This window comes from Protofrankia symbiont of Coriaria myrtifolia, from assembly GCF_900634755.1.
GTDB classification, from domain to species: domain Bacteria; phylum Actinomycetota; class Actinomycetes; order Frankiales; family Frankiaceae; genus Protofrankia; species Protofrankia coriariae.
Window position 1 is genome coordinate 16,344 of the sequence record NZ_CAAAFS010000077.1, and the last position, 15,225, is coordinate 31,568.

Genomic DNA, 15,225 nt, shown 5'->3' on the forward strand with positions numbered 1-15,225 from the left:
GTCACCGCAGGTCCGACAGTCGCCGTCCGGACAGCCCTCATCCGGAGAGGCGTCATCCGCAGAGGCGTCGTCCTCGACACCGGGAGCCCTGTGACCGGCGGGCCGACAGCAGCGATCATGTTTTCCGCATGGCCGGCAGCCCGGGCCGGCGAGCGCCGGGCAGGCCTGGGCCGCGAGCGTGTTTCTCCGCATGGCCGGGAGTCGGCTTCCCGGGGCGTCCAGGTGGGGCATGCTGGACTGTGCGCTGTCACCCGGGAACGGGTCCGGGCCGCCGGGAGGTGTCGCATGGCAGCAGGAAGCGCTCCTGGGGGTGGTCCCGAGGGCGGCACCGGAGCTGGTCCCGTGATCGGTTCCGTGGACGGCATCACGGCTGGTCCCGCGGGCGCGTCCGCGGTGGATGCCGTCGACTGGCGGTGGCTGCGGGCCGAGGCGGCCCGGGTGGCGGCCTGTGCGTACGCCCCGTACTCACGGTTGCATGTCGGTGCCGCCGCCGTGGTGGACGACGGCAGACTGGTCGTGGGCTGCAACGTCGAGAACGCCTCCTACGGCCTCACGCTGTGTGCTGAATGCGTGCTGGTGGGCGCTCTGCACACCGCAGGCGGTGGTCGGCTGGTGGCGTTCGTCTGCGTGACCGGCACCGGTGCGCCGGTGCTGCCCTGTGGCCGCTGCCGACAGTTGCTGTACGAGCACGGCGGCCCGGATCTCCTGGTGGCGACGGCCGGTGGCCCGCGCCGGCTGGCGGATCTGCTGCCGGATGCCTTCGGCCCCGCCGACCTGCCATCCGCCGACCTTCCACCGCCCGCCGCCCGCGCCACCAGTACGGGCGCAGACACCGGACGGGACGCTGGCGCAGGCCAGGACGATGGTGACTTTCGGTGACTTTTCACGTCGTCGACCTGATCCGGACGAAGCGGGACGGCGGCCGGCTGCCCGACGCGGCCGTGGACTGGCTGATCAGCTCGTACACGGCGGGCGCCGTCCCCGACGAGCAGATGGCGTCCTATCTGATGGCCGTGGTGTGGCGCGGCATGCGGCCGGCGGAGCTGTCCCGATGGACCGCGGCGATGGTCGCCAGCGGCGAACGGCTCGACCTGTCCGGGCTTGGCCGCCCGACCGTGGACAAGCACTCGACCGGCGGTGTCGGCGACAAGGTCTCGCTGGTCCTGGTGCCGCTGGTGGTGGCCTGTGGCGCGGCGGTGCCGCAGCTCGCCGGCCGCGGGCTCGGCCACACCGGCGGGACCCTGGACAAGATGGCGGCCATCCCCGGCTGGCGGGCCTCGCTGGCCCCGGAACGGATGCGGTCGGTGCTCACCGACGTCGGCGGGGTCATCGCCGCCGCGGGCGCCGGCCTGGCCCCGGCGGACCGGAAGCTGTACGCGCTGCGGGACGTGACCGGCACGGTCGAGTCGATCCCGCTGATCGCCTCGTCGATCATGAGTAAGAAGATCGCCGAGGGGACGTCCGCGCTGGTGCTGGACGTCAAGGTCGGCTCGGGCGCCTTCATGACGGCCCAGGCGCCGGCCCGGGAGCTCGCAGAGACCATGGTCGCCCTGGGTGACGTGGCCGGGGTGCGCACGGAGGCGCTGCTGACCGGCATGGACACCCCGCTGGGGCGGACCGCCGGCAACGCGCTCGAGGTCGACGAGGCGGTGGCGGCCCTGCGCGGCGGCGGCCCGGCCGATCTGGTCGAGGTGACGGTCGCGCTGGCCAGGCGGATGCTCACCCTCGCCGGGCTGGCCGGCGGCCCGGACCCGGCGGACGTCCTCGCGGCGGGCCGGGCCCACGACGTGTGGCAACGGATGGTCACCGCGCAGGGCGGCGATCCGGACGCGCCCCTGCCCGTGGCCCCGCACGTCGAGACACTGCCCGCGCCCGCGACCGGTTTCCTGCGCCGGCTGGACGCCCGCGCCGTCGGCCTGGTGGCCTGGCGGCTGGGGGCGGGCCGGGCCCGCCAGGACGACGAGGTGTCGGCGGTCGCGGGCGTGCGGTGGTTCGCCGGCCTCGGCGAGCGGGTCGTCGCCGGGGCACCGCTGCTGGAGCTGCACACCGACGACCCGGCCCGGCTGGCCACCGCCCGGGCGGCGCTCGCCGACGCCGTCGAGATCGCGGACACGCCGCCGTCCGTTCAGCGGCTCGTCCTCGACCACGTCCACCTGTAGACGGACTACCTGCAGGCGCTGGCTGGCGGACGCCGGTCACCGGCATCCCGGATGCCTACCGATGATTTTCGCCGGTGACTTCTGCCGACAGATCTTTCCTTGGTTCCCCGTCCGTTTCGGTTCTTTCTGGCGGATTCTCCTGGGTGGCTCCCCCGAGTGGATCTCCGTTGCCGGGATTCGCTGGTAGATCCTCTGTTCGGCCCGCCGGCTGGGCGCAGGACCTGGGGATGACGGCCGCGCCTTCGGATATATGTTCGGACGATGACCGTGTCCGTGCCGTCCCCGCCCACGCTGGAGGCCATCCGGCGGGTGCCCAAGGTGCTGCTGCACGACCATCTCGACGGTGGGCTGCGGCCGGCGACCGTCGTCGAGCTCGCGGACGAGGTGGGCTATGGCGGGCTGCCCACCACCGACGCGGACAAGCTCGCGACCTGGTTCCGCGGCGGCGCCCACAGTGGGTCTCTTGTGCGCTACCTGGAGACGTTCAGCCACACTGTCGGGGTGATGCAGACCCCGGGTGCGCTCGCCCGGGTCGCCCGCGAGTGCGCCGAGGATCTTGCCGCCGACGGTGTCGTCTACGCCGAGGTCCGTTTCGCCCCGGAGCTGCACGTCGAGCGGGGGCTGGCGCTCGACGCGGTGATCGAGGCCGTCATCGACGGGTTCCGGGCCGGCTCGGCCGGTACCGGGCTGAAGATCCGCGCCCTGCTGACCGCGATGCGTCACGCGGCCCGCTCGCTGGAGATCGCCGAGGCCGCTGTCCGATGGCGGGACCGGGGGGTCGTCGGTTTCGACATCGCCGGGGCCGAGGCCGGCTACCCGCCGACCCGCCACCTCGACGCGTTCCAGTACATGCAGCGGGCCAACGGCCACTACACGATCCACGCCGGGGAGGCGTTCGGGCTGCCGTCCATCTGGGAGGCCCTGCAGTGGTGCAACGCCGACCGGCTCGGCCACGGCGTCCGGGTCACCGACGACATCACCGTCGACACCGACGCGAACGCGATCCTCGGGCAGCTGGCCAACTACGTTCGGGACGTCCGCGTGCCGTTGGAGATGTGCCCGACGTCCAACGTGGACACGGGCGTGTGCGCGAGCATCGCCGAGCATCCGATCGGCCTGCTGCGCAGGCTGCACTTCCGGGTGACGGTCAACACCGACAACCGGTTGATGAGCGGGGTGACGCTGTCGAGCGAGTTCGCCGCGCTGGTGGACGCCTTCGGGTACGGATGGCCGGACATCCGGTGGCTGACGGTGAACGCGATGAAGTCGGCGTTCATCCCGTTCGACCAGCGGCTGACGCTCATCAACGACGTGATCAAGCCCGGGTTCGCGTCGGTGTGTGGCGATGGGTGACCCGCAGCCCGCCCCGTCCGCTCCAACCGGCCCGGACGCCGGCTCCGGGCGGGCCGGGGCGCCCGGCGGTGCCGTGACCGGGCCGGACGGGCGCCCGCGCTGCCCGTGGGCGCTGTCCGCGCCGGAATACGTCTCCTATCACGACGACGAATGGGGACGCCCGGTCCGCGACCGAGCCGGGCTTTTTGAACGGCTCAGCCTGGAGGCGTTCCAGTCCGGTCTTTCCTGGCTCACCGTCCTGCGTAAACGGGACGCCTTCCGGGTCGCGTTCGCGGATTTCGACCCGGTGGCCATCGCGGCTTTCGGCCCGGCCGACGTCGAACGGCTGGTGGCGGACGCGGGAATCATCCGCAACCGCCGGAAGATTCTCGCGACAATCACCAACGCCCGGGCGCTGCTGGCGCTGGACGGGTCGTTCGAGGAACTGATCTGGTCGTTCCGGCCCGTGACCACGGCCGTGCCGCTGGTAACGACGGACCTGCCGGCGGCCACGGCCGAGTCGGCGGCGCTGGCCCGGGAACTGAAATCCCACGGCTTCGTCTTTGTCGGCCCCACGACAGCGTATGCGCTGATGCAGGCGTGTGGTCTGGTCAACGACCACCTCGCGGCCTGCGCGGTCAGGAGCTTGGGGGGCTGACCGGCCTCCGCGTCGCCGGTGTCTGTGAGCCTCTCCGCGCTCCGGCCGCGCCGCGCGTGAACCGGCCGCACCGGGCCGCTCCGCTACCATGGCTGATCATGTCGGACGTGATGGTACTTGCGATTGTCAGTGTTGTCGTCACCGGCATCGGCGCGCCGGGAATCACCGCTTTCTCCGGCCGTATGGAAACACGACGATCACATCGTCTCGCCGTTCAGAAAGAATGTCGTGACGTGTTGGACTTCGCCGCCGAGCAGCTGACCCGGTCCCAGCTGGTAACTGCCTACTGTATTTCACTGTGGTCCCGGGGAATCATGGATGGCGACGACGAGGCGATAGAATATCTGAAGCGCCGGAACCACGCGAACGAAATGGCCCGGACCGCCTACGGGCGGCTGCGCGTCAGATTCGGTCCGACCGCCCCGGTCACCCGTCACTACGACGACGCCGTCGAGTGCATGCGCCGGCTGACCGACGTGCTGCGGGGCTACCGGGCCGGCGACACCTACGGCGCCTGGGAGCAGCAGGCCGGCGCCGAGTCCGCCGAACTGACCGCGGCCGGCAACAAGTTCCTCACCGCCGCGAAGAAGGCCCTCTCCGCCCAGCGGTAGGCGCCGCCGCGGGGCACCGGCGCGATCGCCCGGGAGTGGTTGACGGCGCCGAGCCATCTGCCCGCTGGCGGGGCACCGGCCCTGACGCGGGACCGTGGCGCTGCTCCGGGACAGCGGCCCTGACGCGGGACCCGGCGCTTACTCCGGGACAGCGGCGAGCACGTCCCGGGTGGCGGACATGCCCAGCCTGGTCGCGCCGGCGCCGACGAAGGCGAGAGCCTGTTCGGCGGTACGGATGCCCCCGCTGGCCTTGATCCCGAGCCTGCCGCCGACCGCCGCCGCCATCGCCCGCACCGCCCGCAGGCTCGCCCCGCCCGCCGGATGGAAACCCGTCGAGGTCTTCACGAACTCCGCGCCACCGGCCTCCGCGGCCCGGCAGGCTGCCGTGATGCTGGCGTCCGGCAGCAGTGCGCTCTCGATGATCACTTTGAGGATCACGTGCGGCGGGACGGCCAGCCGCACCTCGGTTATCTCGGTCTCGATCGACCGCCAGTTCTCCTCCATCGCGCAGGCCAGGTCGATCACCAGGTCGATCTCGTCCGCGCCGTCGGCCACCGCCCGGCGAGCCTCCTGCGCCTTGACCGTGGTCAGGTGGGTGCCGTGCGGGAACCCGATCACCGAGGCCACGGCGAACGCCGGGTCGTCCGCCGCCGCCCGCTCGTCCTTCGGCCGACCCCGGCGGGCCGCGGCTGCGGCCAGGTAGACGTGGGTGGGCGCCACACACACCGCGCCGATGCCCAGTTCGGTGGCCTCGCCGCACAGCGCGAGGATCTCCTCCCCGGTCGCCTCGGGGCGCAGCAGGGTGTGATCGATCATCCGGGCGAGTTCGGACCGGCGCGGGGCAGCGGGAGGACCCGGCACCGTCGCACCGGTTCCACCGGTTCCGGCGGGACGGTCCGCTCCGGCTGGAAGGCTCGTCATAGCGTCCATCATTACGGGTGAAGTGGCAGCCGGAGTTCCACCGGGCCAGGTGAAGGCCCTTGGACGGCGGGAGGCAGTTGTGCGGGTCGACGTCGTCGAACATCCTCTGGTGGCAGCGCGGCTGACCGTGCTGCGCGACAGGGGGACGCAGCCGCCGGTGTTCCGCGCGGCGCTGCGGGAGCTGTCCACAATGCTGATCTACGAGGCCGCCCGGGAGTTGCCGGCTGTCCAGCACACCGTGGCCACCCCACTCACCCCGGCCGTGGGCAGCCGGCTGGCCACGGTGCCGATCGTCGTGCCGGTCCTGCGGGCGGGGCTGGGAATGCTGGAGGCGGCCCTCGGCCTGCTGCCCGAGGCCCGGACCGGCTTCGTCGGCCTGGCTCGGGACGAGCGGACCTTCCAACCCCACGCCTACCTGGAGTCACTGCCGGCGAACCTCGCCGACTATCCCGTGCTGCTCCTCGACCCGATGCTCGCCACCGGCGGATCAGCCGCGCACTGCCTGAACCTGCTGGCCGAGCGTGGGGCGAAAGGCATGGTCCTGGTCTGCGTGCTCGCCGCGCCCGAAGGGGTCGCCGCGCTGGACGCGGGCGATTTCGACGTGCGGATCGTCACCGCCTGCGTCGACGAACGGCTGGACGACGACGCCTTCATCGTCCCTGGCCTCGGCGACGCAGGCGACCGCCAGTTCGGCGCGGTCTGATCAGCGGCCGAGGAGGAGCTGACGGACTGCGTCGCCGAGTGTGGCCAGGCGGGTGCCCGCCTCGTGGCGGGTGAGCGCGAGGCTGTCGGCATCCGCCGTTGGCTCGACCGGGACGGTCACTTCCAGGTAGGCCTTGATCTTCGGTTCGGTGCCGCTGGGACGGACGACCACCCGCCCTCCACCCGCCAGCCGAAAAATGACTACGTCCGCGGACAGTACCCCGTCCCCCGCCGTGCCGGTACGGGCAGACCCACCAGCGAGGGCAGGCGTACCTGTTGTCGCGGGCGCGGCGGCCGGTGCAGGCCCGGTGGCCGGGGTGGGTGTGGTGGCGAGGTCGTGGATGTCGAGCACGTCGACGGTGCCGATCCTCGCCGGGGGCTCGGCGCGCAGCGCGTCCATCACGGCGGAGATCCGCGCGCTGTCGGTGACCCGGACGGACACCTGGGCGGTGGCATGCAGGCCATACCGGCGGACGAGATCGTCGAGCCGGTCGAGCAGGGTCCGGCCGCGGCGTTTCTCCGCCGCGGCGATCCCGGCGATCGCCAGGGCCGCGGTGATCCCGTCCTTGTCGCGCACGAGCGTCGGCGCGACCGCGTAGCCGAGCGCCTCCTCGTAGCCGAAGACGAGGCCGGCGTGCGCTCGCATGATCCATTTGAAGCCGGTGAGGGTCTCGAAGCAGGGGACATCGTGCGCGGCCGCGAGCGTCGCCAGCGCGCCCGAGCTCACGATCGTCGTGGCGACCGGGCCGGGCCGGGCGCGCAGCACCTCGTCCGCGAGCAGCAACCCGAACTCGTCGCCGGTGAGGACCCGGCTGCCGACCGCGGCCGCGCAGCGGTCGGCGTCCGGGTCGTTGGCGATGACGACATCGGCGTCCACCGCTCGGCCGAGGGCGAGCACCCGGTCCAGCGCGCCGGGTTCCTCCGGGTTCGGGAACGCGACGGTCGGGAAGTCCGGGTCGGGACGGGCCTGTTCGGCCACCACGAACGGCGCGGCAAGGCCGGCACGGGTGAACACCGCGGTCAGGGTGTCCGCGCCCACGCCGTGCAGCGGCGTGTACCCCACCCGCAGGTCAGCGAGATCGCCTGCGGCCAGATCTCCCGCGGCGAGGCCGGCGGTGGTGCCGGTGCCGGTGCCGGGCGGTCGCAGCGTGGCCGCGGCCGCGGCCACATAGGCGGCGTGGATCTCCGGGCCGAGGCGGATCCAGCCGTCACCAAGGGGGAGGGAGGCGGCCGGTCCGACGGCGTCGATCGCAGCCTCGATCTCGCTGTCGACGGGAGCGACGATCTGTGCCCCGTTCGCCGGATCGTCGGGCGGCGCGCCCAGGTACACCTTGTAGCCGTTGTCGGTCGCCGGATTGTGACTTGCGGTGACCATAATGCCGGCGTCCGCGCCGAGCCGGCGGACGGCGAACGCCAGCACCGGCGTGGGCACCGGGATCGGCAGCAGGGCCGCCCGCACCCCCGCCCCGGCGAGCACCTGGACACTGTCGAGGGCGAACCGTTCACTGCCATGCCGGGCATCCGCGCCCACGACAACCAGCGGAGGCGGGAGATCGCCGTCCGCTGACGCTCCCGGGCCGGCCTGCCGGGGGAGCAGCCAGGCGGCCAGGCCCGCCGCCGTCCGCCGGACGACCGCGGTGTTCATCCCGGCCGGTCCGGCGCGAAGCGGCCCACGAAGTCCGGCCGTGCCGAAGCACAGGGCGCCGGAGAACCGTTCACACAGGGTCTCGAGGTCACCGGTGGCGTGCGCGGCGTCGACCAGGGCGGCCAGTTCGGCCCGGTCAGGCGGCCACGGGTCGTCGGCGATCCACTGCCGGGCCCGGGCGAGCAGGAGGCCCGGGAGGTCCGCGTCATCCCCGGCGGGCGACATGTTCATCCCCGATGGGCCTTTCGCCGCTGGCGGACACGGCCATCCTGGTGGGCGTAGCCATGCCGGCGGGCGCATCCACCTCCACCGCTCAAAGCCTGGTGACGATCGAGGCGAGCAGCGCGCCCATGCGTCCGGCCGCCTCGGCGCCGGCGGCCAGCACCTCGGTGTGGTCGATCGGCTCGTCGGTCATGCCGGCGGCAAGGTTGGTCACCAGGGACAGCGCCAGCACCTCGGCGCCCTCGGCCCGCGCCGCGATCGTCTCGTGCACGGTCGACATGCCGACCAGGTCCGCGCCGAGCGTCCGCAGCATCCGGATCTCGGCCGGGGTCTCGAAGTGCGGTCCGGGCAGCGCCGCGTAGACCCCTTCAGTGAGGGCCGGGTCGGCGGTTCGTGCCAGTGCGCGCAGGCGCGGTGAGTAGGCGTCGGTGAGGTCGACGAACCGCGGTCCGACCAGGGGCGAACGGCCGGTGAGGTTCAGATGATCGGAGATCAGCACGGGCTGGCCGACCGTGTGGTCCGCACGCAGCCCCCCGGCGGCGTTAGTGAGCACCACGGTGGACACGCCCGCGGCGCAGGCCGTGCGGACACCATGGGTGACGACCTGGGGATGATGGCCCTCGTAGGCGTGGACCCGGCCGAGGAACAGCAGGAGATGACGCCCACCAAGGGCGATCGAGCGCACTGTCCCGGCGTGACCAGGGGCGCTCGGCGGCGGGAAGCCCGCAAGGCCGGTGACGGCTACTTCGCCGGTCACGGTTCCGGCCGCGGCCAGCACGTCCGCGGCGGGCAGCCATCCGCTGCCGAGCACGACGGCGACGTCGTGACGCCCGACACCGGTGATCTCGGCCAGTTGGGCCGCGGCAGCCCGTGTGCCTGGGCTGGCCGCCGTCCGTGTGCCTGGGCCAGTCGCCGTCTGCGCGGCGGTGGTGTCCCGCATGCGGTGACTCTAGCCTTCCGGTGCGGCCTCGGTTCTGCCACCGTCCTGCCGCTGCTTCATCCTTGTGACGTCATCCTTGTGGAGTCGCCCTTGTGGCGTCACCGCCCACGCAGGCGACTCAGTAGGTGAGAACCGTCGTTATCGCAGCGGTTTTCACCTACAGTCGCGGAGACCGTAGGTGAAAACGGTCGTCGTGATGACGGTTTCCACCTACGGCTTGCGCGGGAAGGCGCCTTGCCCGGGCCGGTGGTGAATGGCCGTCATCGACAGGCAGATCCGCGACCGGGCTGATCCTCCCGGCTCAGGAACACCTCCCATGTCTGGCGTATCCAATGGGCGATCACCCTGTGAAATTCGAGGCCGGTGTGCTGAAACGCACACCTTCACCGGATCCGGTCCGCCGGCGACAGCCGTCGTCGACGCTGTGATGGTTGTGATTCCGGTGCCGCTGGAACGGTATCCAGGGTCATATGAGTCATGAATCGTGCCACCCGCACCTGGTCAGCGGTGGTCGATGTTCGGCGTGTCCTGGCTGGTGCCGCTTGGGGAACTGCCGCTCCGCGGCGGCCGGTCCAGGCTCACCGACCAGGCGCTGGCAGCGATTACCAGGGCAATCGCGCAGATCTGCCGTACGGTGAGATGTTCGTGGAGTACGGCGAACCCGACGCCGGCACCAACAGCAGGGCTCAGCGCGAGCAACACCCCGAAGGCGCGCGTGTCAATGCGCCGCAGGACGGTCATATCCAGTGCGTACGGGATCAGGGAAGACAGCAGGGCCACCCCGAGACCGGTTACGAGGACGGACGGATGCGCAGCCACGGTGTTTGTGTCGGTGGCGGCGGTGACCGGCGCGAGAATGCAGGCTCCGACGGCCAGCGCCACCGTGAGGCCGCTCCAGTCCGGGAACAGATGCCCGACCCGTTGGTTCAGAACCGTGTACCCGGCCCGGCACAGCGCGGCCAGCACGCCCAGGAGGATTCCTAGAAGGCTCAGCGATGGAGCCGAAGCGGTCAGCAGCAGCACACCCGCCAGGGCCAGTAATGCTGCCGCGAGGTGTTCCAACCGGTGGGACAGGACGATCGACAATGTCAGTGGGCCGAGCAGCTCCAGGGTGGAGGCCACGCCGATCTGCAGGTGACTGATTGCCTGGAAGTACGCCACGTTCATTGCCGCGAGGACAAGACCGAGCGAGATCGCGACCCGCCATTGGTGAACCGCGATCCGACGTGGGCGGGGGCGTACCAGCAATATCATGATCATGGCTGAGAAGGTGAGGCGCATACCGGCCAGAGCCGTGGGACCGACATGGTCGTAGGCTCCCTTGGCCACGGCCGACCCCACCTGCAGACTGGTGATCTGACCCAGTACCAGCACGGGAGCCGCAGCTCTCCCCGCCCGGAACGGATGACTGGTCCTCACGGACCGGGCTGTGTCGGCCACGGCAGCCTGGTCGAGACGGCGTTCTCCTTCTGGAGCGAGCGGATGGTCATCACCGACTGTTCCTGGTCTTTTACGGATCGCTGGTGTCGGTGGTCCGGTCACGTCGGGCCGACGCCTGACGGCCGACGGTTGATCATGATTGTGTGTCAGCTGCCAGGGGGGCCGGCGGCGGGCCGGAAGTCGTGGTCCGGGCGTTCCCGGGTGACCGGGCCGTGCGAGTTGCGGGGCCAGTCCCAGGCCACGCCGTAGTGGAGCCCGCGGGAAAGCTCGACGAAGTCCTTGCGGACGTATCCGAGGCTGCTCGGCACAAGCCAGTGCTCCTCATCCTCCGGGTGCAGCCGGGTCTCCGGGCCGAGCACACCATTGAAATACCAGACCCGAACCGGTGGTGCCGTCGGGTCGAACTGGAGCTGCAGTATGTGTCGACTGTTCTGCTGTGCTTTCGGTACGTAGTTCAGAACTGGTGCCATCTCGCGGTCGGTGTGTACTCGCAGCCGGTACGCGAAGGAAATCCGGTCGCCAGGGGAAAGCGCCGTCGAAAACTCGAGCTCGGTCACCTCGTACCCGTTCGGAGCGAAGGTGGAGCGCCGGACGGCACAGTTCGCCAGCGCTTCGACGGAGATCACCCCGGGGCGCGGGTCGCTGTGATAACGGGCGGTCGCGACGTAGTGATCGACTCCTTCGTCGAGGGCGACCAGGGACCGGAATATCAGCACCTCCGTCGGGATCCGGCCGGAAAGTCGTACCAGCAGCTCGGCCCGGTCGAGGAGAAACCGCGGTCGGCTGGCGTCGAGGGGGTCTGGTGCGCCGCTGCCGGTCAGGTAGTCCTGCCAGCCGGCACCGGTGCCCAGCTCCGCGACCCGCTGCCTGAGCAGGAGCGCGGCCTCGACGGTCCCCCGATAGAACCATTCCCGTACGGTCCGCTCGTGCCGGCCCCGACGGCGGGCGAGCGCGTCTATCCGGGCTGTCAGGGACGGCTCGTCCGGATTCTCGCCGTCAATATTGAAACCGATCTGGGCGCCGGTCCGCAGTTTTTCCTGGGGGATGGCGTGACAGCACTCGGCTATGATGTTCTGTAATGCGGCGGCGCGTTGGTCGTCCGACCATTCTCCAGGCGCCGCGGGCAGCAGCCGTACCAGTGGTGAACTCCTGAGTTTCTCGACGTTCAAACCCGGCCCCGCCGAGAGCGCGACAAGCTCTGCCCTGATCGTCTCGACGGTCAACTGGGTTATGGTGTCGCCGGTCATGGGCAGCCCCGTTCCCGTCCTGGAAACAACCGATCGGACTCCCGGCGGGTCGCGCCGGCCGGGCAGCGTGAACCCGCGCGGCCGCGCGTCGGTTCCGCCGGTGGTGGCGTGCGCCGTGGAGCCTTTCCATCAACGGTAGACGTAATCGCTGGCACATGTGTGTTTTCCCGGTGAGCGCAGACAAGAATAATCACTTTTGCCTGCTTTGTGGCCGGACCCGGACGACCGTCGCCGGGGCGCGGCCACCGGGTGGCCCCGGCCGGCGGGTCGTCTCGGGACGACGGGACGGTGTGGTGCGCCTCGGGCCAGCGAACCGCTGTCGTCGAATCGCTGTCGTCGAATCGCTCCCAGGGACGGCGGTCGGGACGGACAGCGCCACCTGATGTCACCCGCGGTCGTCCGGAGCCGCCCGGTGCGGCGCACGGGCCGGCCGCGCCGAGCGCTCGCGGTGACGGTGGGCGTCGGCACCCGCCTCCCGCAGCCAGCCCGCCGGGCACCGTCTGGCGGAAGGCCAACCCGCCCAGCGGCTCCGCGGACGGCGCCACCCTGCCGGGCGTCGGCTGGCGCATCCGGAGTGGTTCAGCTCTCGCTCCTCGCCAGCACGTTGGCCATCCCGGCAGCGATCCAGTCGGCGATCCCGGCAGGCCGTTGCCGTGACAGCGGTGAACCCGGCGTGAGAATCGCGCATGAGTGGGCCGGGTTTCCCTACGATCTGGCCATGAGCGAGCGTCTGTCGGAGTCCGGCCAGCCGATCAAGCCGGTTTACAGTGCATCCGATCTGCCCACGGGCCTGACGGAGCGCCTGGGTTCACCCGGTGAGTATCCGTTCACCCGGGGCGTCTACCCGACCATGTACACCGGCAAGCCGTGGACAATGCGGCAGTATGCCGGTTTCGGTACCGCCAGGGAGTCCAACGAGCGGTATCACTCGCTTGTCGCCGCGGGCACCGGCGGACTTTCGGTCGCGTTCGACCTGCCAACCCAGATGGGTTACGACTCTGACGACCCGATCGCTCACGGCGAGGTCGGAAAGGTCGGGGTGGCGATCGACTCGATCGAGGACATGCGGGTGCTCTTCGCCGGCATCCCGCTGGACAAGGTCTCCACGTCGATGACCATCAACGCGCCGGCGTCCGTCCTGCTGCTGCTGTACCAGCTGGTCGCCGAGGAGCAGGGCGTCCCCGGCTCGAAGATCACCGGAACCATTCAGAACGACGTCCTCAAGGAATACATCGCCCGCGGTACCTACATCTATCCGCCCGCGCCGTCCCTGCGGCTGATCGCCGACACGTTTGCATACTGCCGCAACGAGATTCCCCGGTGGAACACGATCTCGATTTCCGGCTACCACATGGCCGAGGCCGGAGCCACTCCCGCGCAGGAGATCGCCTTTACACTCGCCAACGGCATCGCCTACGTCCGGGCCGCCGTCGAGGCGGGGCTCGCCGTGGACGAGTTCGCCCCCCGGCTGTCCTTCTTCTTCGTCTCCCGCACGACCCTGCTGGAGGAGGTGGCGAAATTCCGCGCCGCCCGCCGGATCTGGGCGGACGTGATGAAGAACACCTTCGGCGCGACGAACCCCAAGTCGATGATGCTGCGTTTCCACACCCAGACCGCGGGCGTGCAGCTCACCGCGCAGCAGCCCGAGGTCAACCTGGTCCGGGTCGCGATACAGGGCCTCGCCGCCGTGCTGGGCGGCACCCAGAGCCTGCACACGAACTCCTACGACGAGGCCATCGCCCTGCCGACGGTCAAGGCCGCGACGCTGGCGCTGCGCACCCAGCAGGTGCTCGCCTACGAGACGGACGTCACCGCCACCGTCGACCCGTTCGCCGGTTCCTACGCGGTCGAGGCCCTCACCGACGATGTCGAGCATGCCGCCCGTGAGCTCATGGAGCAGGTCGAGAAGCGCGGCGGAGCCGTCGCCGCGATCGAGCAGGGCTACCAGAAGAGCGAGATCGAGAACTCCGCCTACGCGGTCATGAAGGGCATCGAGGACGGCTCGCGCACCGTGGTCGGCGTCAACCGGTTCCGTGCCGAACAGGAGGAGCAGTACGACCCGCTGCGGGTCGACCCGGCGATCGAGGCCGACCAGTCGGCCCGGCTGGCCGCCCTGCGCGCCGACCGCGACAACGCTGAGGTAACCCGCCGGCTGGACGAGGTGAAGGCCGCCGCCCAGGGCAGCGACAACGTCCTCTACCCGCTCAAGGAGGCGCTGCGCGCCCGGGCCACGGTCGGCGAGGTCTGCCACGCCCTGCGCGCCGTCTGGGGGATCTACCACCCCGCCGACGCCTTCTGACCTCGCCGGGCGCGGGCGAAACCCCGGCGGCGTTTCTCGTCACCTTGCGTACCCTCCGGGTACGCGGCGGCTCCTCGACCTTGCCGGGCTTCCGCCCGCATCCCGGCGACCGGGCGCGGGCGAAACCCCGGCGGCCCTGCGACGGCGGCCTTGCGATACCTACCGGGCCGTTCGATATCACAAGGCCGCGCCGGTGGTAGGTAAGTATCACAACGCCAGCCGGCGTCGGCGGCCCTGCCGGGGCCGACCGGCCCGGCGGTGCTACCGGGCGGGCGTGTTCGGTTCTCCTTCGATCGTCCGCAGGATGCCGTCCGCTCCGGCTCCGCCGGACGTCACCCGGGGTCGCGTAGTCTCCGCGGACGCCGCTGAGCAGGATGGCGTGCGCCTCCCGCAGCAACGGGACGCTCAGCGGAAGCCGACGGTCGGGGTCGGGTGTGTGCTCGACCGCGGCCATGTAGTTGAACACCTCCCGGACGTCTGCGCCGTCGTCGCGGGCCGGCTGCTCCGCCTCGAAAAGCACCAGGTCGGAGACGGACGCCTGGGTGCCCTCGATCCGGCTGGACAGCATGGCTTCCCGGCGGATCAGCGCCCGGGCCAGCAGCCGCGTGGACGTCGGAGACGCTCCCGCACGGACGGTGTCCAGGGGAAGGAGCGAGGTCGGGAGCGGTCAGGAGGACGGGTGGGTGTGGGCAGCCGGCGACGGCCCTGCGCGGACGGCGTTCGTGGTGGAAGGCTGGGCGGTGTGCGCGTACATCCAGCATGGAAGGCCCGTCCGCCGGAGGTTCCGCTGGAGCCGGGGGAGTTCACCGAGGTCGTGCTCCGGGGCCGGCTCACCGACCCCGCCGGCCCGGGCGCGTTCACCGCGCGGGCCGAACGGTTCATCGGGCACCGCCTCGGGACGTCCCGCTGGATTCTGCTCACCACCCGCCGCCTGCTGGTCGTCGCGCCCTTCCCCCGGCCCGGTGACTACTTCGACGTTGCCTTCGACCGGCGGATGGTGTCGGCGTCACAGGGGCGCAAGCACGGTGATCTGATCATCATCCCCCTGG

The 15,225-nt window shown here is 71.0% G+C and carries 14 protein-coding genes; 8 read left to right on the forward strand and 6 right to left on the reverse strand.

Annotated elements, in window-relative coordinates; translation table 11 throughout:
* Positions 1 to 393 precede the first annotated feature (393 nt).
* The 5 genes from CM1CMNOD_RS04535 (at position 394) to CM1CMNOD_RS04555 (ending at position 4,760) form a co-directional block, all read left to right on the forward strand.
* Positions 394 to 879, forward strand: a complete 486-nt coding sequence (locus CM1CMNOD_RS04535; protein WP_347176449.1) for a cytidine deaminase — start codon at positions 394 to 396, stop codon at positions 877 to 879.
* On the forward strand, positions 876 to 2,159 hold the full coding sequence (locus CM1CMNOD_RS04540) for a thymidine phosphorylase (protein ID WP_013872485.1): 1,284 nt from the start codon (positions 876 to 878) through the stop codon (positions 2,157 to 2,159). The genes CM1CMNOD_RS04535 and CM1CMNOD_RS04540 overlap by 4 nt, the downstream gene beginning before the upstream one ends.
* 261 nt (positions 2,160 to 2,420) lie before the next feature.
* Positions 2,421 to 3,512: an adenosine deaminase gene (locus CM1CMNOD_RS04545; protein ID WP_043602985.1), complete on the forward strand. Its 1,092-nt coding sequence runs from the start codon at positions 2,421 to 2,423 to the stop codon at positions 3,510 to 3,512.
* Positions 3,505 to 4,149 carry a DNA-3-methyladenine glycosylase I gene (locus CM1CMNOD_RS04550; RefSeq protein WP_013872488.1) on the forward strand — a complete coding sequence of 215 codons (645 nt, stop codon included), beginning with the start codon at positions 3,505 to 3,507 and terminating at the stop codon, positions 4,147 to 4,149. Before CM1CMNOD_RS04545 ends, CM1CMNOD_RS04550 begins: the two co-directional genes overlap by 8 nt.
* Positions 4,150 to 4,382: 233 nt before the next feature.
* A complete protein-coding gene (locus CM1CMNOD_RS04555) occupies positions 4,383 to 4,760 on the forward strand; it encodes a hypothetical protein (protein WP_131772187.1) in 378 nt (125 codons plus the stop codon).
* Positions 4,761 to 4,898: 138 nt separating this feature from the next.
* On the opposite strand, the gene deoC is transcribed toward CM1CMNOD_RS04555, so the two are convergent.
* Positions 4,899 to 5,681, reverse strand: a complete 783-nt coding sequence (gene deoC / locus CM1CMNOD_RS04560; protein WP_241247523.1) for a deoxyribose-phosphate aldolase — start codon at positions 5,679 to 5,681, stop codon at positions 4,899 to 4,901.
* Between the two features lie 79 nt (positions 5,682 to 5,760).
* On the opposite strand from deoC, the gene upp reads away from it, so the two are divergent.
* Positions 5,761 to 6,384, forward strand: coding sequence for a uracil phosphoribosyltransferase (upp, locus tag CM1CMNOD_RS04565; RefSeq protein ID WP_013872491.1), 624 nt, complete (start codon positions 5,761 to 5,763; stop codon positions 6,382 to 6,384).
* Here upp and CM1CMNOD_RS04570 read toward each other — a convergent pair whose 3' ends face one another.
* The 4 genes from CM1CMNOD_RS04570 to CM1CMNOD_RS04585 form a co-directional block, all read right to left on the reverse strand.
* On the reverse strand, positions 6,385 to 8,259 hold the full coding sequence (locus CM1CMNOD_RS04570; protein WP_013872492.1) for a phospho-sugar mutase: 1,875 nt from the start codon (positions 8,257 to 8,259) through the stop codon (positions 6,385 to 6,387).
* Positions 8,260 to 8,341: 82 nt separating this feature from the next.
* Positions 8,342 to 9,190, reverse strand: a complete 849-nt coding sequence (locus CM1CMNOD_RS04575) for a purine-nucleoside phosphorylase (RefSeq protein ID WP_013872493.1) — start codon at positions 9,188 to 9,190, stop codon at positions 8,342 to 8,344.
* A 501-nt stretch (positions 9,191 to 9,691) separates the two neighbouring features.
* Positions 9,692 to 10,471: an EamA family transporter gene (locus tag CM1CMNOD_RS04580; protein WP_131796397.1), complete on the reverse strand. Its 780-nt coding sequence runs from the start codon at positions 10,469 to 10,471 to the stop codon at positions 9,692 to 9,694.
* Between the two features lie 305 nt (positions 10,472 to 10,776).
* Complete coding sequence (locus CM1CMNOD_RS04585) at positions 10,777 to 11,877, reverse strand: hypothetical protein (RefSeq protein ID WP_013872495.1); 1,101 nt, start codon at positions 11,875 to 11,877, stop codon at positions 10,777 to 10,779.
* A 718-nt stretch (positions 11,878 to 12,595) separates the two neighbouring features.
* Between CM1CMNOD_RS04585 and CM1CMNOD_RS04590 the strand changes: the two genes are divergently transcribed.
* On the forward strand, positions 12,596 to 14,176 hold the full coding sequence (locus CM1CMNOD_RS04590) for an acyl-CoA mutase large subunit family protein (protein WP_043604917.1): 1,581 nt from the start codon (positions 12,596 to 12,598) through the stop codon (positions 14,174 to 14,176).
* On the opposite strand, the gene CM1CMNOD_RS24315 is transcribed toward CM1CMNOD_RS04590, so the two are convergent.
* Entirely contained in the window at positions 14,082 to 14,819 is a 738-nt protein-coding gene (locus tag CM1CMNOD_RS24315) for a Fic/DOC family N-terminal domain-containing protein (protein WP_431307071.1), read from the reverse strand. The genes CM1CMNOD_RS04590 and CM1CMNOD_RS24315 overlap by 95 nt on opposite strands.
* A gap of 90 nt (positions 14,820 to 14,909) precedes the next feature.
* On the opposite strand from CM1CMNOD_RS24315, the gene CM1CMNOD_RS04600 reads away from it, so the two are divergent.
* On the forward strand, positions 14,910 to 15,225 hold a 316-nt coding region (locus CM1CMNOD_RS04600), incomplete at its 3' end, for a hypothetical protein (protein WP_131773850.1).

Excerpts from the sequence above, each read along its gene's own strand:
- CM1CMNOD_RS04545 (WP_043602985.1), top strand. The coding sequence starts at position 2,421 with ATGACCGTGTCCGTGCCGTCCCCGCCCACGCTGGAGGCCATCCGGCGG.
- CM1CMNOD_RS04550 (WP_013872488.1), top strand. The coding sequence starts at position 3,505 with ATGGGTGACCCGCAGCCCGCCCCGTCCGCTCCAACCGGCCCGGACGCC.
- deoC (WP_241247523.1), bottom strand. The coding sequence starts at position 5,681 with ATGACGAGCCTTCCAGCCGGAGCGGACCGTCCCGCCGGAACCGGTGGA.
- CM1CMNOD_RS04570 (WP_013872492.1), bottom strand. The coding sequence starts at position 8,259 with ATGAACATGTCGCCCGCCGGGGATGACGCGGACCTCCCGGGCCTCCTG.
- CM1CMNOD_RS04575 (WP_013872493.1), bottom strand. The coding sequence starts at position 9,190 with ATGCGGGACACCACCGCCGCGCAGACGGCGACTGGCCCAGGCACACGG.
- CM1CMNOD_RS04580 (WP_131796397.1), bottom strand. The coding sequence starts at position 10,471 with ATGCGCCTCACCTTCTCAGCCATGATCATGATATTGCTGGTACGCCCC.
- CM1CMNOD_RS04585 (WP_013872495.1), bottom strand. The coding sequence starts at position 11,877 with ATGACCGGCGACACCATAACCCAGTTGACCGTCGAGACGATCAGGGCA.
- CM1CMNOD_RS04590 (WP_043604917.1), top strand. The coding sequence starts at position 12,596 with ATGAGCGAGCGTCTGTCGGAGTCCGGCCAGCCGATCAAGCCGGTTTAC.